The following is an 18,376-nucleotide window of genomic DNA, read 5'->3' as shown; positions in this document are numbered from 1 at the left end:
GCGATCGTGTGACATATGCGGCCATGGACATGACCGGGGGTCACAGGGCTCAATAGGGTCGATCGCATCGTGAGTTGTACGGCGCGGGCGGCTTCCCGACCAGGGGCGCCGCCACGCCCAGAGCACCCGCACCGCCTACCACTTGGAGACTTCCGTGCACCGCAGCAGACTCATCGCCCCGGGCGCGCTCGCCGCCTCCCTCTTGCTTGCGATCCCGGCGACGGCGGCCGACTTCACGCCCGGGTCTTCCGGCGTGGGCGACTCCTACTACCCCGACGCCGGCAACGGCGGCTATGACGTCTCGCACTACGACCTGCGCCTGAAGTACCAGCCGAAGACGGACCTGCTCGAAGGCACGGCGACCATCAACGCCACCACCACACAGGACCTGTCGCGCTTCAACCTCGACTTCGGCCTCAAGGTGAGCGAGGTCCGCGTCAACGGCAAGAAGGCGGCGTTCGCCCGCTCGGGCGAGCAGGAGCTGGAGATCACGCCGAAGTCCGGCCTGCCCAAGGGCAGTTCCGTGACGATCGTCGTGCGGTACGCGGGCAAGCCGTCCGAGGTGAAGATCCACGGCTTCACCGCGTGGCAGCGCACGCCCGACGGCGGTGTCGCGGCCCAGGAGCCGGAGTCGGCCGCCTGGTGGTTCCCCGCCAACGACCACCCGCGCGACAAGGCCACGTTCGACGTGTCGGTGTCCGTGCCCGACGGTTCGCAGGCCATCTCCAACGGTGTGCTCCAGCGGCAGAGCTCGCGGCTCGGCTGGACCCGCTTCGACTGGCGGTCCAACAAGCCGCAGGCGCCGTACCTGGCGACGCTCGCCGTCGGCAAGTTCGACATCACGACGGACAAGACCGAGAGCGGCCTGCCCGTCCTCAACGCCTACAGCAAGGACCTCGGCGACAACGCGGGGGCCGCGCGCGCCAGCATCGAGCGGACCACCGAGGTCGCCGAGTGGCTGGAGGAGGTCTTCGGCACGTACCCGTTCAACGCGCTCGGCGGCTATGTGCCCAACGTGCCGACCAGCTTCGCCCTGGAGACCCAGACGCGGCCGTTCTACAGCCCGAAGGCCTTCGCCAACGGCTCCAACGTCTCCATCGTGGTGCACGAGGTGGCCCACCAGTGGTACGGCGACAGCGTCTCCGTGGAGAACTGGAAGGACATCTGGGTCAACGAGGGCTTCGCCCGCTACAGCCAGTGGCTGTGGTCGGAGAAGGAGGGCGAGGGCACCGCGCAGGAGCTCGCCGACTACACCTACGCCTCGCGTCCCGCCGAGGACCCGTTCTGGCAGGTCAAGCCGGGCGACCCGGGCCCGGACAACCAGTTCCACGGGGCCGTCTACGACCGTGGCGCGCTGGCGCTCCAGGCGCTGCGCAACAAGGTCGGCGACAAGACCTTCTTCAAGATCCTGAAGGGCTGGCCGACGGAGCGCCAGTACGGCAACGCGAGCGTGCGCGACTTCGTGTCGTACGCGGAGAAGATCAGCGGCAAGCCGCTGTCGGCGCTCTTCGACACCTGGCTGTTCACGGCGGGCAAGCCGGCCGCCCCGGCCGCGAAGAAGGCGGGCCTGGTGCGCTCCGCGGCCAAGGACGCGGTGGCCAAGCCGAAGTCCTGGAAGAAGATCGCGGCGACGAACACCCTGCACGACCACCACTGAGCCGCGGCCGCGCGGCGGCCCGCTCCCGCCCGGCACACGACAGCGGGCGGCGCCCGAAGGCGCCGCCCGCTGTCGTCGAGGGGGGTTACTTGCTGAGCTCGGCCGCCTCGCGGTCGGTCTCGCGGCCCGCCTTGCGCTTGATCGCGTACCAGCCCGCGACCAGTGCCGCGGCGATGATCGGGATCAGGAACAGGGTCTTGCGGCCGATCTCCGCGTCCTTCCACATCAGGCCGAGCACGGCCAGGAGGAACGCGATGGTGACGTACTCGGTGACGCCGCTGCCGGGAAGGCGGAACGAAGGACGGGTGATCAGGCCTTCCTTGGCCCGCTTCACGAACGCCAGGTGGCAGACCATGATGCTGATCCAGGTGCCGATGATCCCGAGCGAGGCGACGTTCAGGACGATCTCGAACGCCTTCTCCGGGACCACGCTGTTCAGGCCGACGCCGAGGACGCCGATGCTGGCGGTGAGCAGGATGCCGCCGTAGGGGACCTGGTTGCGGTTCATCTTGGCGGTGAACTTGGGGGCCGAGCCCGCCATCGCCATCGAGCGCAGGATGCGGCCGGTGGAGTACAGGCCGGAGTTCAGCGAGGACATGGCAGCCGTGAGGACGACGAAGTTCATCACGTCGCCCGCGCCGGAGACGCCGATCTTGGAGAGCACGGTCACGAAGGGGCTCTCGTCGGCCGAGTACACCGAGCCGGGCAGGAGCAGCGCGAGCAGCACGACCGAGCCGACGTAGAACAGGCCCACGCGCCACATGATCGAGTTCACGGCGCGCGGCACGATCTTGTGCGGGTCCTTGGTCTCACCCGCCGCGACGCCGACCAGCTCGAGGGAGGCGTACGCGAAGACGACGCCCTGGAGGACGATCACGACCGGCATCACGCCGTTGGGGAGGAAGCCGCCGTGGTCGGTGATCATGCTCAGACCGGGCGTCTCGCCGCCGACGTCGTGCTGGGTGGAGACCAGGAAGATGCCGACGAACATGAACGCCACGAGGGCCGCGACCTTGATGATCGCGAACCAGAACTCCATCTCGCCGAAGTACTTCACCGAGATCAGGTTCACCGCGAGCACGACCGCGAGGGCGATCAGTGCGAGCACCCACTGCGGGATGTCGGTGAAGAAGCTCCAGTAGTGCGTGTACAGCGCGATCGCGGTGATGTCCGCGATGCACGTCGTCGACCAGTTGAGGAAGTACATCCAGCCGGCGACGTAGGCGCCCTTCTCGCCGAGGAACTCGCGCGCGTAACTGACGAACGAGCCGGACGAGGGCCGGTACAGGACCATCTCGCCGAGGGCGCGCACGACGAAGAACGCGATGACGCCGCACACGAGGTAGGCGAGGGCGAGCGCGGGGCCCGCCGAGTGGAGGCGGCCGCCCGCTCCGAGGAAGAGGCCGGTGCCGATCGCGCCACCGATGGCGATCATGTTGACGTGGCGGGCCTTGAGGTCCTTGCTGTAACCGGCGTCGCCCGCGTCCGCGGGGGCCTGGGACTCAGCGGCGCGCGCTGCGTCCACGGCGGCCGTGTCTACGGCGTCGTTGCTCACGTGGAAGGTCCACTCTGTGGTGCCCGGAAAGAGCTCCCGGGGTCCGGATGTGCTCCGGCCCGTGGCACCCCTGACGCACCACGGACCGACCCGACACCTTCCCTTACGCAACGCTGATAATGCGGTGGCGCACGTCACATAGCGGTACTTCTCACATGGTGAGAGCCGTGTGTACAGCCGTGTGTCACCCGGTGTACAGGCTCTCGATGTGGTTCCGGTACTTCTCCCTGATGACCCGGCGGCGCAGCTTGAGGGACGGCGTCAGCTCGCCGGTCTCGGGGCCCCACTCCTCGGTGAGCAGCAGATGGCGCTTGACCTGCTCGGTGCGGTTGAGGCGCGCGTTGGCCGTCTCGACGGCGCGGGCCACCTCCCGGCGGACCTCCTCGCTCGCGGCCGGGTCGCCCTCGATGCCGCGCGCCGCGGCCCAGGCGGCGGCCGACTCCGGGTCCAGGACGAGCAGCGCCACCAGATACGAGCGGCCGTCGCCGTGCACGAGGGCCTGGCCGATGAGCGGGTGCTCCTTGAGGGTGCTCTCGACGAGCGCGGGCGCGACGTTCTTGCCGGTGGAGGTGACGATCAGCTCCTTCTTGCGGTCGGTCATCCACAGGTAGCCGTCCTCGTCGAGCCGCCCGACGTCGCCGGTGGCGAGCCAGCCGTCGGCGTCCCGTACGTCGTCGACGCCGCCGTCGGCCCGCAGATAGCCCTCGCACACGAAGGGGCCGCGCACCAGGATCTCGCCGTCGGCGGCCGTGCGGACCTCCATGCCGCGCAGCGGCCTGCCCACCGAGCCGATCCGGAAGGTCCGCGGGCCGTTGGTCGTGACCACGCCGCTGGTCTCCGTCAGGCCCCAGGCGTCCACGACCACCAGGCCGAAGCCCGCCCAGAACCGGGTCACGGCCACCGGCATCGGGGCGGCGGCGCTGGCCGCCCACAGCAGCCGGTCGAGCCCGACGCGCGCGAGCAGCGGGTCGAGGACCTTCTCCCTGGCCTCGCGGTAGGCGGCGTCGAGGTCGTCCGGCGGGCGCTCGCCGCGCTCGCGGCAGGCCACGTGCGCGCGGGCCGTCTCGTTCGCCGCCTCGACGGCGCGGCGGCGCTCCTCGGGCAGGGCGGCGAGGGCCGCGCCGAACGACGCGGCGAGCTTCTCCCACACGCGCGGGACGCCGAAGAACTGCTGGGGGCGCAGCTCGGCCGCGATGGCGGCGATCCGGGCGGGGTCCGCGCACAGGTGCACGGGCGAGGCGCGCAGCAGCGGCAGGTAGATGCCGAGGACGCGCTCCGCGATGTGCGCGAAGGGCAGGTAGCAGACGTGGCCCGCGAAGGGCGGGAAGCCGATGGCCTCGTCCAGGGCGATGCCGTTCAGGAGCACCCCGCGATGGGTCAGGCGCACGCCCTTGGGGTCGCCGGTGGTGCCGGAGGTGTAGACGACGGTGAGCGGATCGGTGGCGCGGACCGCGCGCCAGGCCTTCTCGAAGGCGTCGGACCGGTGCGCCCGGGTGCCGCTCTCGCGCAGCGCCGCGTACGTGCCGTGCGGCCCCGCCGCGGCCGCCTCGACGACCACGAGGCGCTCCAGGGGCACCGCGGCGTCGGCGAGGGCGGGCTCCCAGCGGACGAGCTCGCGCGCGCCCTCGACGACGGCGAGGCGGGCGCGGCTGTGCCGGGCGATGTGGGCGATCTGCTCGGGCGCCGAGGTGCCGTACACGGTGACGGGGACGGCACCGAGGTGGACCAGGGCGAGATCGCTCAGCCAGTGCTCGGGGCGGTTGGCCATCATCATCAGGACGTGCTCGCCGCGGCGCACCCCGAGGGCGGCGTACCCGGCGGCGAGGACCGCGACCTCGCGCCGCACCTCGGCCCAGGTGAGCGTCGACCAGCCGGGCCCCTCGCGCCAGGACAGGGCGGGCAGGTCGGGGTGGTCCTCGGCGTTGCGCAGCAGCAGGGCGGGGAACGTGAGGTCGGCGGGGTCCCCGGGAAGTCGTGTGCTCGTGGTCATGAGCCCCTCCTCAGCGGTCTCGCGCCCCGAAGGGGCACGGGGAACTGCGCGCCCAGCCACGGACGGCCCGCAGGCAGCAGAGGGCACATCCCAGCGGAGTGCACCGGCTACGTGGCGTGACTGCCCCGGAGACTTTCACAGCGGCGGTGGTACAGCAATACTGTTGCACCGCATTGCCGCACGACCTGGGAGGCGAAGGCACCGCATGGCGACGGGCACGGAGGAGTCGGTGACGGGCACCCACGAGTCGGCGGGGGACCCGCAGGGGCCGACGGCTCCGCGGGAGTCGGTCTACACGGTCGACGAGCTCGCCGCGCGGGCGGGCGTCACCGTGCGCACCATCCGCTTCTACAGCACCAAGGGCCTGCTGCCGCCGCCCGTGATCGGCCCGCGCCGCGTCGGCCACTACGGCCCCGGGCACCTCTCCCGGCTCGCGCTCATCGAGGAGTTGCAGCACCAGGGCATGACCCTCGCGGCGATCGAGCGGTATCTGGAGCAGCTGCCGCCGGACCTGAGCGCGCACGACCTGGCCATCCACCGCGCGGTGGTGGCCTCGTGGGCGCCGGAGGGCGCGGAGGAGATGTCCCGCGCCGATCTGGAGCGCCGGGCGGGCCGGGCCCTTTCGGCGGAGGACGTGCGGCGGCTCGCCGCGATGGGCGTCGTCGCCTACGACGCGGAGGCGGACCGCTGCCGGGTCGACCCGGCGCTGCTGCGGCTCGGCCTGCGCCTGCTCGACGTACCGATTCCGCACGAGACGATCCTGGCGGCGCGCACGGTCCTGATGGAGCACACGCGCTCGGCGGCGCACGAGCTGTCGCGGCTCTTCCGCGACCAGGTGTCGGGGCCCTATCGCGAGCACGCGTCGGACCCCGAGCACGTGGCGGCCATGAAGTCGCTGTCGGCCCATATGCAGCCGCTGGTGGTGCAGGCCCTGGTCACGGCCTTCCAGCGGTCCTTGAAGGAGGAGCTGAGGGAGTGGCTCACGGAGACCTGAGCCACTCCCCCGCGCGGCCGCCGGTCAGCCGTCGCTGAACTTCTCGCCGTTGTCCGCCTTCTCCACGAGCAGCGCGGGCGGCGTGAACCGATCGCCGTAGCGCTCGGCGAGCTCCCGCGCGCGGGCCACGAATCCGGGCAGGCCCCCTTCGTAGCCGTTGATGTACTGGAGCACGCCGCCGGTCCAGCCCGGGAAGCCGATGCCGAAGATGGAGCCGATGTTGGCGTCGGCGACCGAGGTGAGGACGCCCTCCTCCAGGAGGCGCACGGTGTCGAGCGCCTCGGAGAACAGCATCCGCTCCTGCATGTCCGCGAACGGGATGCTGTGCCCGGTCTTCGTGAAGTGCTCGCGCAGGCCCGGCCACAGGCCGGTGCGCTTGCCGTCGTCGCCGTAGTCGTAGAAGCCCTTGCCGCCGCTGCGGCCGGTCCTGTCGAACTCGTCGACCATGCGGTCGATGACGGCCTCCGCGGGGTGGGTGGCCCAGGTGCCGCCCGCCTCCTCGACGGCGCGCTTCGACTCGTTGCGGATCTTGCGGGGCAGCGTGAGGGTCAGCTCGTCCATCAGGGACAGGACCTTCGCCGGGTAGCCCGCCTGGGCCGCGGCCTGCTCGACGGAGGCGGGCTCGATGCCCTCGCCGACCATCGCGACGCCCTCGTTGATGAAGTGACCGATGACCCGCGAGGTGAAGAAGCCGCGCGAGTCGTTGACGACGATCGGGGTCTTGTTGATCTGGCGGACCAGGTCGAAGGCGCGGGCGAGCGCCTCCTCGCCGGTGCGCTCGCCCTTGATGATCTCCACGAGCGGCATCTTGTCGACGGGCGAGAAGAAGTGCAGGCCGATGAAGTCCACCGGCCTGCTGACGCCCTCGGCGAGCAGACTGATCGGCAGCGTGGAGGTGTTGGAGCACAGGAGGGCGTCGGGCGCGACGACGTCCTGGACCTCCTGGAACACCTTGTGCTTGAGCTCCGGGTTCTCGAAGACGGCCTCGATGACCGCGTCGCAGCACGCGAGGTCGGCCACGTCGCCGGACGGGGTGATGCGGGCGAGCAGCGCGTCCGCCTTCTCCCGGGTGGTGCGCCCGCGCGCGACGGCCTTCTCGCACAGCTTCTCCGAGTAGCCCTTGCCCTTGGCCGCGGCCTCGGCGGAGACGTCCTTGAGGACGACGTCGATGCCCGCGCGGGCGCAGGAGTAGGCGATGCCCGCGCCCATCATCCCGGCGCCGAGCACGGCGACCTTGCGGACCTGGCGGGGCTCGACGCCCTGGGGGCGGTTGGCGCCGGAGTTGACGGCCTGGAGGTCGAAGAAGAAGGCCTGGATCATGTTCTTCGAGGTCTGCCCCGTGACCAGCTCCGTGAAGTACCGGGCCTCGATGGTCAGGGCGGTCTCGAAGTCGACCTGGGAGCCCTCGACGGCGGCCGCGAGGATGTTGCGCGGCGCCGGGTAGGGCGCGCCGTTCAGCTGCTTCCTGAGGTTGGCGGGGAAGGCCGGGAGGTTCGCGGCGAACTTCGGGTGGGCCGGGGTGCCGCCCGGGATGCGGTAGCCGGGCACGTCCCAGGGCTGCTGGGACTCGGGGTGGGCGTCGATGAAGGCTCGGGCCTTGGCCAGCATCTCCTCGGGGGTCGCGGCCACGTCGTGCACCAGGCCGTTCTCCAGGGCGCGCCTCGGGTTGTACTGGGTGCCCTGGAGCAGCACCTTCAGCAGGGCGTCGGTGATGCCCATGAGGCGGACGGTGCGGGCGACGCCGCCGCCCGCCGGGAGCAGGCCGAGCGTGACCTCGGGCAGGCCGATCTTGGAGCCGGGGGCGTCGAGCGCGATCCGGTGGTGGCTGGCGAGCGCGATCTCGTAGCCGCCGCCGAGCGCCGCGCCGTTGATGGCGGCGACGACGGGCTTGCCGAGGGTCTCGATGCGGCGCAGCGAGTTCTTGATCGCCGTGCCGGTCTCGAAGGCGGCCTGGGCGTTCTCGGGGCCGACCTGGATCATTTCCTTGAGGTCGCCGCCCGCGAAGAAGGTCTTCTTGGCGGAGGTGTAGACGATGCCGCGGATGGAGTCCTTCTCGGCCTCGGCCCGCTCGGCGATCGCGGCGATGGAGTCCTTGAACGCCTGGTTCATCGTGTTCGCGGACTGGTTCGGGTCGTCGAGGACGAGGGTGACGACGCCCGTGTCGTCCTGTTCCCAGCGGATGGTGGTGCTCTCGGTGGTCATGTGGTGGTCTCCGTAGAAGTCTTGGAAATCAGTCCGAGCCGCTGGGGTGTTACACGCGTTCCACGATCGTCGCGATGCCCATGCCGCCGCCGACGCACAGCGTGGCGAGGCCGTAGCGCTTGTCCTGGCGCTCCAGCTCGTCGACGAGGGTGCCCAGGATCATCGCGCCGGTGGCGCCGAGCGGGTGGCCGAGGGCGATCGCGCCGCCGTTGACGTTGACCTTGTCCAGGCTCAGGCCCATGTCCTCGACGAAGCGCAGGACGACGGCCGCGAAGGCCTCGTTGATCTCGACCAGGTCGATGTCGTCGATGGTGAGCCCGGCCTTGGCGAGGGCCTTGCGGGTCGCCGGGGCGGGCCCGGTGAGCATGATGGTGGGCTCGGAGCCGGAGACCGCCACGGAGACGACGCGGGCGCGCGGGGTCAGGCCGTAGCGCTCGCCGATCTCCTTGTTGCCGATCGCGACCAGGGCCGCGCCGTCGACGATGCCGGAGGAGTTGCCCGCGTGGTGGACGTGGTCGATCTTCTCCACCCAGTGGTACTTCTGCAGCGCGACCGCGTCGAAGCCGCCCAGGTCGCCGATGTCCTTGAAGGACGGCTTGAGCTTCGCGAGCGTGTCGGCGGTGGTGCCGGGCCGCAGGTGCTCGTCGTGGTCGAGGACGGTGAGGCCGCTGCGGTCCTTCACCGGGACGACGGACTTCTCGAAGCGGCCCTCCTTCCAGGCGGCGGCCGCGCGCTCCTGCGACAGGGCGGCGTACTCGTCGACGTCGCGCCGCGTGTAGCCCCCCAGGGTGGCGATCAGGTCGGCGCCGATGCCCTGCGGGACGAAGCCGGTGTCGAGGTTGGTCATCGGGTCGTTGAACCAGGCGCCGCCGTCGGAGGCCATCGGCACCCGTGACATGGACTCGACGCCGCCGGCGAGCACCAGGTCCTCCCAGCCCGAACGGACCTTCATCGCGGCCATGTTGACCGCTTCGAGGCCCGAGGCGCAGAAGCGGTTCTCCTGGACGCCCGCGACCGTGTCCGGAAGGCCGGCCGCGACGGCGGCGATCCGGGCGATGTCGGAGCCCTGGTCGCCGACCGGTCCGACGACGCCGAGGACGACGTCGTCGACGGCCGCCGGGTCCAGGCCCGGAAGGCGGCGGGTGACCTCCCGCATCAGACCGGTGACGAGGTCGATCGGCTTGGTGCCGTGCAGGGCGCCGTTCGCCTTGCCGCGGCCGCGCGGGGTGCGGATCGCGTCGTATACGTACGCTTCGGAGCTCACTGGGAAGCCTTTCGGGGGAGGGTCGGTCGGCGGGGCCCGGCAGGTCGGCCGCGGGGCCCCGGGGCGGTCGGGGGTGCCCGGCGGGCGTCGGAGGGGGACGCCCGGCGGGGCTCAGTCGAGCAGGGCGCGACCGATGATCTCCTTCATGATCTCGGTCGTGCCGCCGTAGATGGTCTGGATGCGTCCGTCGGTGAACGCCTTCGCGACGCGGTACTCCGTCATGTAGCCGTACCCCCCGTGCAGTTGCAGACAGCGGTCGGCGACCCGCTTCTGCAGCTCCGTGGCCCACCACTTGGCCATGGACGCGTGCACCGCGTCGAGCTGCCCGTTCGAGTGATCCACGATGCAGCGGTCGAGGAACGTGCGGGTGACGGCGCACTCGGTGGCCATCTCGGCGATCTCGAACCGGATGTGCTGGAGCCGGGACAGGGGGCGGCCGAAGGCCTCGCGCTCCTTGACGTAGGCCTTGGTGATCTCCAGGAGGTGCTCGGCGGCGGCGATCCCGGCGACGGCGATGGCCATGCGCTCCTGCGCGAGGTTCGTCATCAGGTGGACGAAGGCGCCGTTCAGCTCGCCGAGGAGGTTCTCCTTGGGCACGCGCACGTCGTGGAAGAAGAGCTCGGCGGTGTCCTGGGCCTTCTGGCCGATCTTGTCGAGGTTGCGGCCGCGCTCGAAGCCGTCCATGCCGCGCTCGACGACGAGCAGCGACAGGCCGTGCGCGCCGCCCTCGGGCGTGGTCCGGGCGACGACGATGACGAGGTCGGCGAGGATGCCGTTGGAGATGAACGTCTTGGAGCCGTTGAGCAGCCAGTGGTCGCCGCGGTCCTCGGCGCTCGTGCGGATGCCCTGGAGGTCGGAGCCCGCGCCCGGCTCCGTCATCGCGATGGCGCCGATCAGCGAGCCGTCGCAGAAGCCGGGCAGCCAGCGCCGCCGCTGCTCCTCGGTGGCGAGGCCGGTCAGATAGGGGCCGATGATGTCGTTGTGCAGGCCGATCGCGAGGCCCGCCGCGCCCGCCCGGGTGAACTCCTCGGCGAGCACGGCGGCGTAGCGGAAGTCGCCGTTGCCGCCGCCTCCGTGCTCCTCGGGCACCGCGATGCCGAGCAGGCCCTGCTTGCCCGCAGCGCGCCAGGCGTCGCGGGAGACGATGCCGTCGCTCTCCCACCGCTCGTAGTGCGGCAGGACCTCCTTGGCGAGGAAGGTGCGCACGGTCTCGCGGAACGCGTCGTGCTCGGCGTCGAAGATCTGCCGTTCCATGGTCTTCCGTTCCGTCGTCGGGGGGGCGCGGGGGGGGCCGGCGCGTGCGCGCGGGGTGTTCAGGAGGGCGGCGCGGCGTCGCGCAGCGCCGGTACGTCCCAGTCGCGGGCGACGTCCTCGGTGTCGGCGCCGGGCCGCGCGGGCCCGGAGCGCACCGCCGTGGGCGTCGCGGAGAACCGGGGCGCGGGCGCGGGCTGGGTGAGGCCGCCGTGGTCGGTGAAGGTGCCGCGGGCCGCGAGGTGCGGGTGGCGGGGGGCCTCGCGCAGCGAGAGCACCGGTGCCACACAGGCGTCGGAGTCCTCGAACACGGCCGTCCACTCGGCGCGCGTACGGGTCTTGAAGCGGGCGGCGACGGCCGCGCGCAGCTCGCCCCAGCGGGCCAGGTCCCCGCGCGCGGCCGCGACGTCCTTCAGGTCCAGCAGCTCGGCGAACTCGTCGTAGAAGCGCTGCTCCAGGGCGCCCACGGCCATGTGGCCGCCGTCCGCGGTCTCGTACGTGCCGTAGAAGGGGCAGCCGCCGTCCAGGAGGTTGGCGCCCCTGCGGTCCTGCCAGCCGCCGGCCGCCAGCATGCCGTGGATCATCGTGGCCAGATGCGCGGCGCCGTCCACGATCGCGGCGTCCACGACCTGCCCGGTGCCGTGCGCGCGGGCGTGCTGCAGCGCGGCGAGCACGCCGACGACGAGGTAGAGCGAGCCGCCCGCGTAGTCCCCGACGAGGTTCGCCGGGACCGTGGGCGGCTCGTCCGCCGCGCCGATCATGCCGAGGGTGCCGGTGACGGCGATGTACGCGATGTCGTGCCCGGCGCGCGGGGCGAGCGGGCCCTGCTGACCCCAGCCGGTCATGCGGCCGTAGACCAGCCGCGGATTGCGGGCGTGGCAGTGCTCGGGGCCGACCCCGAGGCGCTCGGCGACGCCGGGGCGGTAGCCCTCGATGAGCACGTCCGCGCGCTCGGCGAGGTCGAGCACCCGGGCCGCGCCGCCCGGGGCCTTCAGGTCGACGAGCACGCTGCGCTTGTTGCGGTTGGTGAGGTCGTACGCGGGGTCGACGGCGAGCCCGGCGCCGCCGGGCCGGTCGACGCGCACGACGTCCGCGCCGAGGTCGGCCAGGAGCATGGCCGCGAACGGGCCGGGGCCGATGCCCGCGAGCTCGACCACGCGCACTCCGTCGAGCGGTCCGTGAACGCCGTTGTCCGGCACTGCCATTGAGCCCCCAGCGCTCTGCCGCCGCTATGACACAACCGATGTAACACCAGTGATGCTAAGAACGTGTTCCACTGGGCACAAGCCCTTGACGACCCCGAACGAGCAAGCGCTTAGCCGGGGGGCGGCGTCCGGGCGTCCGGCGGCGGCCCGCCGCCCGGCGGCGGGGCACGCTAGCCTCAGCCCCCGACACCGGCGCGGGACACGGCAGAGAGGTGCCATGACCAGTCACGACAAGGACCGTCCGTACGACATCGCGCTCTTCGGAGCGACCAGTTTCGTGGGGGTGCTGACCGCCGAGTACCTCGCCGCGCACGCCCCCGCCGGGCTGCGCTGGGCGATCGCCGGGCGCGACACCGCGAAGCTGGAGCGGCTGCGGGAGCGCCTCGCCGAGGACCACCCCGCGTGCGCGGAGCTGCCCGTCCTGCGCGCGGACGCGGGCGACCCCGCGTCGCTGCGCGAACTGGCCGCCCACGCGCGCGTGGTGGCCACCACCGTCGGCCCGTACCTCACCTACGGCCAGGACCTGGTGGCGGCCTGCGCGGACGCGGGCACGGACTATCTGGACCTGTCCGGCGAGCCCGAGTTCGTGGACCGGATGTACGTGCGGCACGACGCCCGCGCGCGGGAGACCGGCGCGCGCCTGCTGCACGCCTGTGGCTTCGACTCGGTCCCGCACGACCTCGGTGTGTACTACACGGTGCGGCAGCTGCCCGAGGACGTGCCGCTGCGCGTGGACGGCTTCGTCCGCACCCACGCGCGCTTCTCCGGCGGTACGTTCGCCTCCGCCCTGCAGCAGTTCGCGCGCGGGCGCCAGATGGTGGCCGCCGCGCGCGAGCGGCGGCGGCACGAGCCGCGGCTCGTGGGGCGCACCGCGTACGCGCCGCCGGGCCCGCCCCGGTACGCCGCCGAGGTCGGCGCGTGGGCGCTGCCGCTGCCCACGATCGACCCGCAGGTGGTGCAGCACTCCGCGCGGGCGCTGCCGCGCTACGGACCGGACTTCCGCTACCGGCACTACGCCGCCGTGCGCTCGCTCCCGGTGGCCGTGGGCGGCGTCGCGGCCGTCGGCACGGTCCTGGCCGCCGCGCAGCTGCCCCCGGCGCGGCGCTGGCTCTCCGGACTGGTCAGGCCGGGCGAGGGGCCGGACGCGGCGCGCCGGGCCGCGAGCTGGTTCTCGCTGAGGTTCGTCGGCGAGGGCGGCGGGCAGCGGGTGTACACCGAGGTGACCGGTGGCGACCCCGGGTACGGCGAGACCGCGAAGATCTTCGCGGAGGCGGCCCTGTGCCTCGCGCTCGACGACCTGCCCGAGACCTCGGGCCAGGTGACGACGGCCGTCGCCATGGCCGAGCCGCTCATCGAGCGCCTCACGGCGGCGGGGATCGGGTTCCGGGTGGCCGCGGTGCGGTGACGCGCGCGGCGGCCGTCCGGCTCAGGCCGTCGCCTCCCGCAGGGCCGCGCGGCACAGGGCGTCGGCCTTGCGGGTGGTCTCCGGCAGCCGGTAGCGCGGGGTGAGGTGCAGGGTGTGGGCAAGGGCTCGCGCGAGGTCCACGCGGTGGCCCACCGACACGAACACCGGCTTCACGCCGTCCCGCGTGCGCAGCGCGGCGCCGACCTCCTCCGTGCCGTCGAGGAGCGGCGCCGTGCCGCCGCGCGCGGCCCCGGGCTCCTCGTGGGCGAAGGTGAAGGGGTTCTTGGCGACGCCGATGGTGGGGCGGCCCGTGACCACGCCGAGGTGGCTCGCGAGGCCGAAGCGGCGCGGGTGCGCGATCCCGTAGCCGTCGCAGACGACCAGGCCCGGGTCGACGGTGAGCGCGTCCAGGGCGGCGAGCACCGCGGGCAGCTCCCGGAAGGCCAACAGGCCCGGCACGTAGGGGAACGCGACGGTGCCCACCGCCGTCGCCTCCTCGACGACGGCGAGGCTCGCCGCGTCCAGGACCACGACCGCGGCGGCGACCACGTCCCGCTCGTCGTCGTACGCCACGTCCACGCCCGTGACGTGGCCCGTGCCGGGCGGCGGGCCCGGCTCGTCGCGCACCACGCGGGTGCGCAGGGCGTCCTGGACGGCGCGGGCCGCCGTCTCGTCCGCGGGCCAGTCGGCGGGCAGGGGCGGGATCGTCACGGTGGTCGTGTTCATGGTCATCTCAGCCTAGGGCCTCCGGCGGAAGGGGCTCCGGTACGGTTCTCAGGTCTCTGTCGTCCAGGGCGGGCGCGTCGCGCGCGGGGCCGGGAAGGGTTGGCACAGGACGTGATGTCTGGTAGCGCGCAAGCGAACCGCGAACCGCGAACCGCGAACCGCGAACCGCGAACCGCGAACCGCGAACCAGGTGGGCCGGGGCGCGTAGCCGGAGGCCCGCGTGGGCGGTAGCCCGGAGCCGCTGCGGGCCCTCGTGGGGAACGACGCCTGGCGCTGGTCGACGTTCCAGGGCAGCAGGACCCTGGTCGTGGCCGCGCGCACGGTCACCTCGACGGTGCGCGTCCTGGAGTGTCTGCCCGCGCTGCTGCGCGGCGACGCCCGGGTGACCGTCGTCTTCGCCCACGACCCGACGTCGGCGTTCAGCGAAGGCGTCACGGACGTGCTGCACGACGCGGGCTGCCGGGTCCTGCCGTGGGACCGGCTCGGCGACATCGCGCCGGACCTCGTGCTCTCCGCCAGCGAGAACATCGACGTGCCGGACGGCGACTACCCCGTCCTCGTGCTGCCGCACGGCGTCGGCTTCCAGAAGCTCGTCCCCGATTCCCGCACCCCGCGCAGCAGGCTCTCCGGGGCCGTGCCGGACGCGCTCCTGGACACCGGCCGGGCCTGGCTCGCCACCTCGCACCCCGACCAGGAGCGGCAGTTGCTCGCCGCCCACCCCAAGGCGGCCGGGCACACCCTGCCCGTCGGCGACCCCTGCTTCGACGAACTCCTCGCGAGCCGGGGGCACGCCGACGCCTACAAGGCCGCCCTCGGCGTGGCCGCCGGGCAGCGGCTCGTCCTCGTCAGCTCCACCTGGGGCCCGACGTCCCTGCTCGGGTGCGCGCCGGAACTGCCCGCGCGGCTGCTCGCCGCGCTGCCCTGCGACGAGTACCGGGTGGCCGCGGTCCTGCACCCCAACGTGTGGTCCGCGCACGGCCCCTGGCAGATCCGCACGGTGCAGGCCGCCGCGCTCGACGCCGGGCTGCTGCTCGTGCCGCCGGTGCACGCCTGGCGGTCCGCGCTCGTCGCCGCCGACGCCGTGGTCGGCGACCACGGTTCGGTGACCCTGTACGGCGCGGCGCTCGGCAAGCCCGTGCTGCTCGGCGCGTACGGCAGCGACGCGGTGCCCGGCACGGCCGTGGCCCAGCTCGCCCGCACCGCGCCACGGCTCGACCTCGACGGCGACCTGGGCGCGCAACTCGCGGCGGCCCTGCGCGAACCGTCCTCGTCGGCGTCGGCGGAGGTGGCGCGCCTGGCGTTCGCGGAGCCCGGCCGCGCCCTGCCCCGGCTGCGTGCCGCCCTCTACCGGCTGATCGGACTGCCCGAACCCCCCGGTGACGCGCCGTCCGCGCTGGTCCTGCCGCCGCCCCGGGCCGAGTCGCGGGAGGTCACGTCCTGGGCGGTGACCACGTCCCTCACCGACGGCGCCCGCCCGGTCGTCGACGTGCGGCGCAGGCCCGCGGCCGTGTCCCGCGCGGACGGCGACACTTCGCGCACGTACACCCATCTCGCCTGCGACGAGGCCGAACGGGACCGCCGCCTGACCGAGAGCGCGTCGGTCCTGACCGCCGCGCGGCCCGCGCCGTCGGCCGCGGCGGCTCGGCGGTGGGCGCAGGACGCGCTGTGCCGCTTCCCCGGTGCGCTGCTCGCCGCGTCGGCCGTGGCGGGCGGCGGCGAAGGCGGTGAGGTCGTGGTGGGCCTGCGCGACGGCCGCGCGGTGGTGGTGGGCACGCGCGAGGCCACCGCGCCCGGCCTCGCGGCGGCCGTCGTGTACACGTGCCTGCGGGCCGGTCTGCCGCTGGAGACGGCGGTGACGCTGCGCCTGGGCACCCGGTCCGAGCGACATGTGACGGTGACGGTACGGTCCGCCTCAGCCTGAGCCGAGCTCCGCGAGCCGTGCGCGCACGACGTCCGCGCGGGGGCTGCCGTAGGCCTCGTACACCTCAAGTGCCCTGGTCAGCAGGGGGCGTACCGCGTCCGGGCCGCTCCCCGTGCGGCTGAGGACGTCGGCGAGGGCGGCCCGCGCGTCGGCCTCGTAGCTGTACGCCTCCGTGGTGTGCAGGGCCCCCGCCGCCGCGGTGAGGGCGCGGACGGCGTCGTCGGTCTCGCCCAGGTGGTCGTGGGCGAGACCGAGGGCGAGGGTGGCGCGGGCGGCCATGCGGTGGTCGGCGCGGGCCGTCAGCCGTGCGTGGGCGTCGCGGAGGGTGGCCAGGGCCGCACGCGGCCGTCCGGCGGCGTCCTCGGCGCGGCCGAGGAAGTACGCGGCGATGGCGGCGCCGCGCTCCTCCCCCGCCGCCGAGTTGAGCGCGAGCGACGCGCGGTAGGCGGCCATGGCCGCCTCCAGGTCGTGGTGTTCGAGGCAGCGGCCGAGGAACTCCTGGACGGACGCGCGCAGGACGGTGTGGCCCGAGACCTCGGCGCAGGCGACGGCCGCGTCGAGCTCGGCGCGGGCCTCCGCGTGCTCGCCGAGGTCGAGCAGGGGGCGGGAGCGCAGGCTGCGCAGCCGGGCCTCGGCCGCGGGGTCGACGGCCGCGGCGGCCGCCGCGGCGCCGAGGGCGAGCGACTCCAGCCAGGGCCCGAGGTGCCGGTGGTGCAGGAACAGGACGGTGAGCGCCTCCGCCGTCTGCCAGACGGGCACGTGGAGTTCGGGGTCGCGGGCAGCGGCGCGCAGCACGCCGAGCACGTTGGGGTACTCGGCTTCGAGCCAGGTCAGCGGGGCGGGCCCGCCGGGGGCCGCGAACGGGTCGGGGGCGTCGCGCAGCACGTCGGTGAGGTCGGCGACGCGCAGCCGGTCCCGCCGGACGGCCCGGTCGGCGAGGGCGGTGAGCCGCAGGTAGTGGTCGAGGACGCGGGCGAGCGCGGCGCGTCCGCTCGCGGGCGGGTCCTCCCGCTCCGCGCGCTCGCCGGCGTGCAGGCGCACCAGGTCGTGGACGCGGTGGCGGCCGTCATCGGTGGCTTCCAGGAGGCTCAGCGCCTCCAGTTCGCGCAGGTGGGCGCGGGCGTCCACGAGGTCGGTCCCGGCGGCCGCGGCGGCGACCGACTCGTCGAGGGCGGTGAGGGGCAGGGAGCCCAGGAGCCGGTAGAGCCGGGCCGTCCCGGGCGGCAGCGCGCCGTAGGCGAGGTCGAGGGCAGCGGTCATGGAACGGCTCCCGCCCACGGAGAGGCCGGACAGGCGGTGGGTGGCGTCGGCGAGTTCGTCGGCGAGGCGGGCCAGGGTGAGGCTGCGGGCCGTCCGCAGCCGCCCCGCCACGATGTCGAGGGCGAGGGGCAGGCGCCCGCACAGCTCGACGACGCGGGCCGCGGCCTCGGGGTCGGCGGCGACGGCCTGCGCGCAGCGGTCCGCGAGCAGCCGCAGCGCGCTGGCCCGGTCCAGCGGGTCGACGTACACCAGCTGGGCCTCGACGGACAGTTCGCCCAGCTCGCCGCTGTCGCCGCCGAAGGTGACGAGGACGACGCTGCCGGGTCCGCGCGGCAGCAGGGCGCGCACCTGTGCGGCGCGGCTGACGTTCTCCAGGACGACGAGCAGGGGCTGCTCGGCGGTGCGGGAGCGGAAGCGGGCGGCGCGCTCCTGGAGGGAGTCGGGGATCAGGGGCTCGTCGACGCCGAGGGACCGCAGGAACTGCCCGGCGGCCTCGGAGACGTCCGCGCCCTCCCGCCGGTCCCGCAGGGCGGCGAAGTCGTGGTAGAGCTGCCCGCCGCGGAACCAGGCGCGCTTCAGCTCCGCCCAGCGTCTGATCACCGCCGTGGTGCCGACGCCGGGCAGCCCCTGGAGCACCGCTACGCCCACGGGGGCGCCCTGGCCCGGCGCCGCGAGGGCGTCGAGGCGCGCGAGGACGTCGACCTGGTTGAAGAACCGGGCGCTGAGGGGCGGCACTTCGTACGGGGTCACGTGCGGGTGCGCCGCGGGCGGCAGCACGTTGAGCGTCACGTCGCCCGCGACGTGCCCGGCCTGGACGCTGTGGCCGTGCACGGTCCCTGACAGGTCGTTGCTCCCGCCGCCCGCTCCTTGGCTGCCCAACTCGTCCTCCACAAGGCTCCTTTGCCGCCGCGACACCTCACCGTATGCCGTGCGGACGCGGTCCGTA

12 protein-coding genes are annotated in these 18,376 nt (G+C 73.5%); 4 read left to right on the top strand and 8 right to left on the bottom strand.

Annotated elements, in window-relative coordinates; translation table 11 throughout:
* Positions 1-154 precede the first annotated feature (154 nt).
* Positions 155-1,657, top strand: a complete 1,503-nt coding sequence (locus CP982_RS34035) for a M1 family metallopeptidase (RefSeq protein ID WP_150513971.1) — start codon at positions 155-157, stop codon at positions 1,655-1,657.
* 85 nt (positions 1,658-1,742) lie between these two features.
* On the opposite strand, the gene CP982_RS34030 is transcribed toward CP982_RS34035, so the two are convergent.
* Positions 1,743-3,212, bottom strand: coding sequence for an amino acid permease (locus CP982_RS34030; protein ID WP_150513970.1), 1,470 nt, complete (start codon positions 3,210-3,212; stop codon positions 1,743-1,745).
* Positions 3,213-3,396: 184 nt separating this feature from the next.
* Positions 3,397-5,202, bottom strand: a complete 1,806-nt coding sequence (locus CP982_RS34025) for an AMP-dependent synthetase/ligase (RefSeq protein WP_150513969.1) — start codon at positions 5,200-5,202, stop codon at positions 3,397-3,399.
* Between the two features lie 205 nt (positions 5,203-5,407).
* Here CP982_RS34025 and CP982_RS34020 point away from each other — a divergent pair, with 205 nt between their 5' ends.
* Complete coding sequence (locus CP982_RS34020) at positions 5,408-6,196, top strand: MerR family transcriptional regulator (protein WP_150513968.1); 789 nt, start codon at positions 5,408-5,410, stop codon at positions 6,194-6,196.
* A gap of 24 nt (positions 6,197-6,220) precedes the next feature.
* Here CP982_RS34020 and CP982_RS34015 read toward each other — a convergent pair whose 3' ends face one another.
* The 4 genes from CP982_RS34015 to CP982_RS34000 all read right to left on the bottom strand — a co-directional run bounded on the left by CP982_RS34015 (position 6,221) and on the right by CP982_RS34000 (position 12,118).
* Complete coding sequence (locus CP982_RS34015; protein WP_150513967.1) at positions 6,221-8,398, bottom strand: 3-hydroxyacyl-CoA dehydrogenase NAD-binding domain-containing protein; 2,178 nt, start codon at positions 8,396-8,398, stop codon at positions 6,221-6,223.
* 49 nt (positions 8,399-8,447) lie between these two features.
* Positions 8,448-9,662 (bottom strand): acetyl-CoA C-acetyltransferase, encoded by a 1,215-nt coding sequence (locus tag CP982_RS34010; protein WP_150513966.1) that lies wholly within the window; start codon positions 9,660-9,662, stop codon positions 8,448-8,450.
* A 111-nt stretch (positions 9,663-9,773) separates the two neighbouring features.
* Complete coding sequence (locus tag CP982_RS34005; protein WP_150513965.1) at positions 9,774-10,916, bottom strand: acyl-CoA dehydrogenase family protein; 1,143 nt, start codon at positions 10,914-10,916, stop codon at positions 9,774-9,776.
* Positions 10,917-10,975: 59 nt separating this feature from the next.
* Entirely contained in the window at positions 10,976-12,118 is a 1,143-nt protein-coding gene (locus CP982_RS34000; RefSeq protein WP_184925598.1) for a CaiB/BaiF CoA transferase family protein, read from the bottom strand.
* A 217-nt stretch (positions 12,119-12,335) separates the two neighbouring features.
* Here CP982_RS34000 and CP982_RS33995 point away from each other — a divergent pair, with 217 nt between their 5' ends.
* A complete protein-coding gene (locus CP982_RS33995) occupies positions 12,336-13,523 on the top strand; it encodes a saccharopine dehydrogenase family protein (protein ID WP_150513964.1) in 1,188 nt (395 codons plus the stop codon).
* A gap of 21 nt (positions 13,524-13,544) precedes the next feature.
* On the opposite strand, the gene CP982_RS33990 is transcribed toward CP982_RS33995, so the two are convergent.
* Positions 13,545-14,249, bottom strand: a complete 705-nt coding sequence (locus CP982_RS33990) for an endonuclease V (RefSeq protein WP_150513963.1) — start codon at positions 14,247-14,249, stop codon at positions 13,545-13,547.
* Between the two features lie 220 nt (positions 14,250-14,469).
* Between CP982_RS33990 and CP982_RS33985 the strand changes: the two genes are divergently transcribed.
* The gene (locus tag CP982_RS33985; RefSeq protein ID WP_229878589.1) at positions 14,470-16,170 is read left to right on the top strand and encodes a hypothetical protein; all 1,701 of its coding nucleotides are present in this window, start codon (positions 14,470-14,472) and stop codon (positions 16,168-16,170) included.
* On the opposite strand, the gene CP982_RS33980 is transcribed toward CP982_RS33985, so the two are convergent.
* Positions 16,162-18,321, bottom strand: a complete 2,160-nt coding sequence (locus tag CP982_RS33980) for a hypothetical protein (RefSeq protein WP_229878591.1) — start codon at positions 18,319-18,321, stop codon at positions 16,162-16,164. The two genes, CP982_RS33985 and CP982_RS33980, sit on opposite strands and share 9 nt — an antisense overlap.
* Positions 18,322-18,376 lie beyond the last annotated feature (55 nt).

The sequence above is a fragment of the Streptomyces spectabilis genome, assembly GCF_008704795.1.
In the GTDB taxonomy this organism is placed as follows: Bacteria; Actinomycetota; Actinomycetes; order Streptomycetales; family Streptomycetaceae; genus Streptomyces; species Streptomyces spectabilis.
The sequence above is the reverse complement of the archived record's forward strand: the minus strand, read 5'-3'. Positions and strand labels throughout refer to the sequence as shown.

What these genes read in the sequence shown, in the direction of transcription:
- CP982_RS34025 (WP_150513969.1), bottom strand. Translation starts at nt 5,202, where the DNA reads ATGACCACGAGCACACGACTTCCCGGGGACCCCGCCGACCTCACGTTC.
- CP982_RS34020 (WP_150513968.1), top strand. Translation starts at nt 5,408, where the DNA reads ATGGCGACGGGCACGGAGGAGTCGGTGACGGGCACCCACGAGTCGGCG.
- CP982_RS34015 (WP_150513967.1), bottom strand. Translation starts at nt 8,398, where the DNA reads ATGACCACCGAGAGCACCACCATCCGCTGGGAACAGGACGACACGGGC.
- CP982_RS34005 (WP_150513965.1), bottom strand. Translation starts at nt 10,916, where the DNA reads ATGGAACGGCAGATCTTCGACGCCGAGCACGACGCGTTCCGCGAGACC.
- CP982_RS34000 (WP_184925598.1), bottom strand. Translation starts at nt 12,118, where the DNA reads ATGGCAGTGCCGGACAACGGCGTTCACGGACCGCTCGACGGAGTGCGC.
- CP982_RS33995 (WP_150513964.1), top strand. Translation starts at nt 12,336, where the DNA reads ATGACCAGTCACGACAAGGACCGTCCGTACGACATCGCGCTCTTCGGA.
- CP982_RS33990 (WP_150513963.1), bottom strand. Translation starts at nt 14,249, where the DNA reads ATGAACACGACCACCGTGACGATCCCGCCCCTGCCCGCCGACTGGCCC.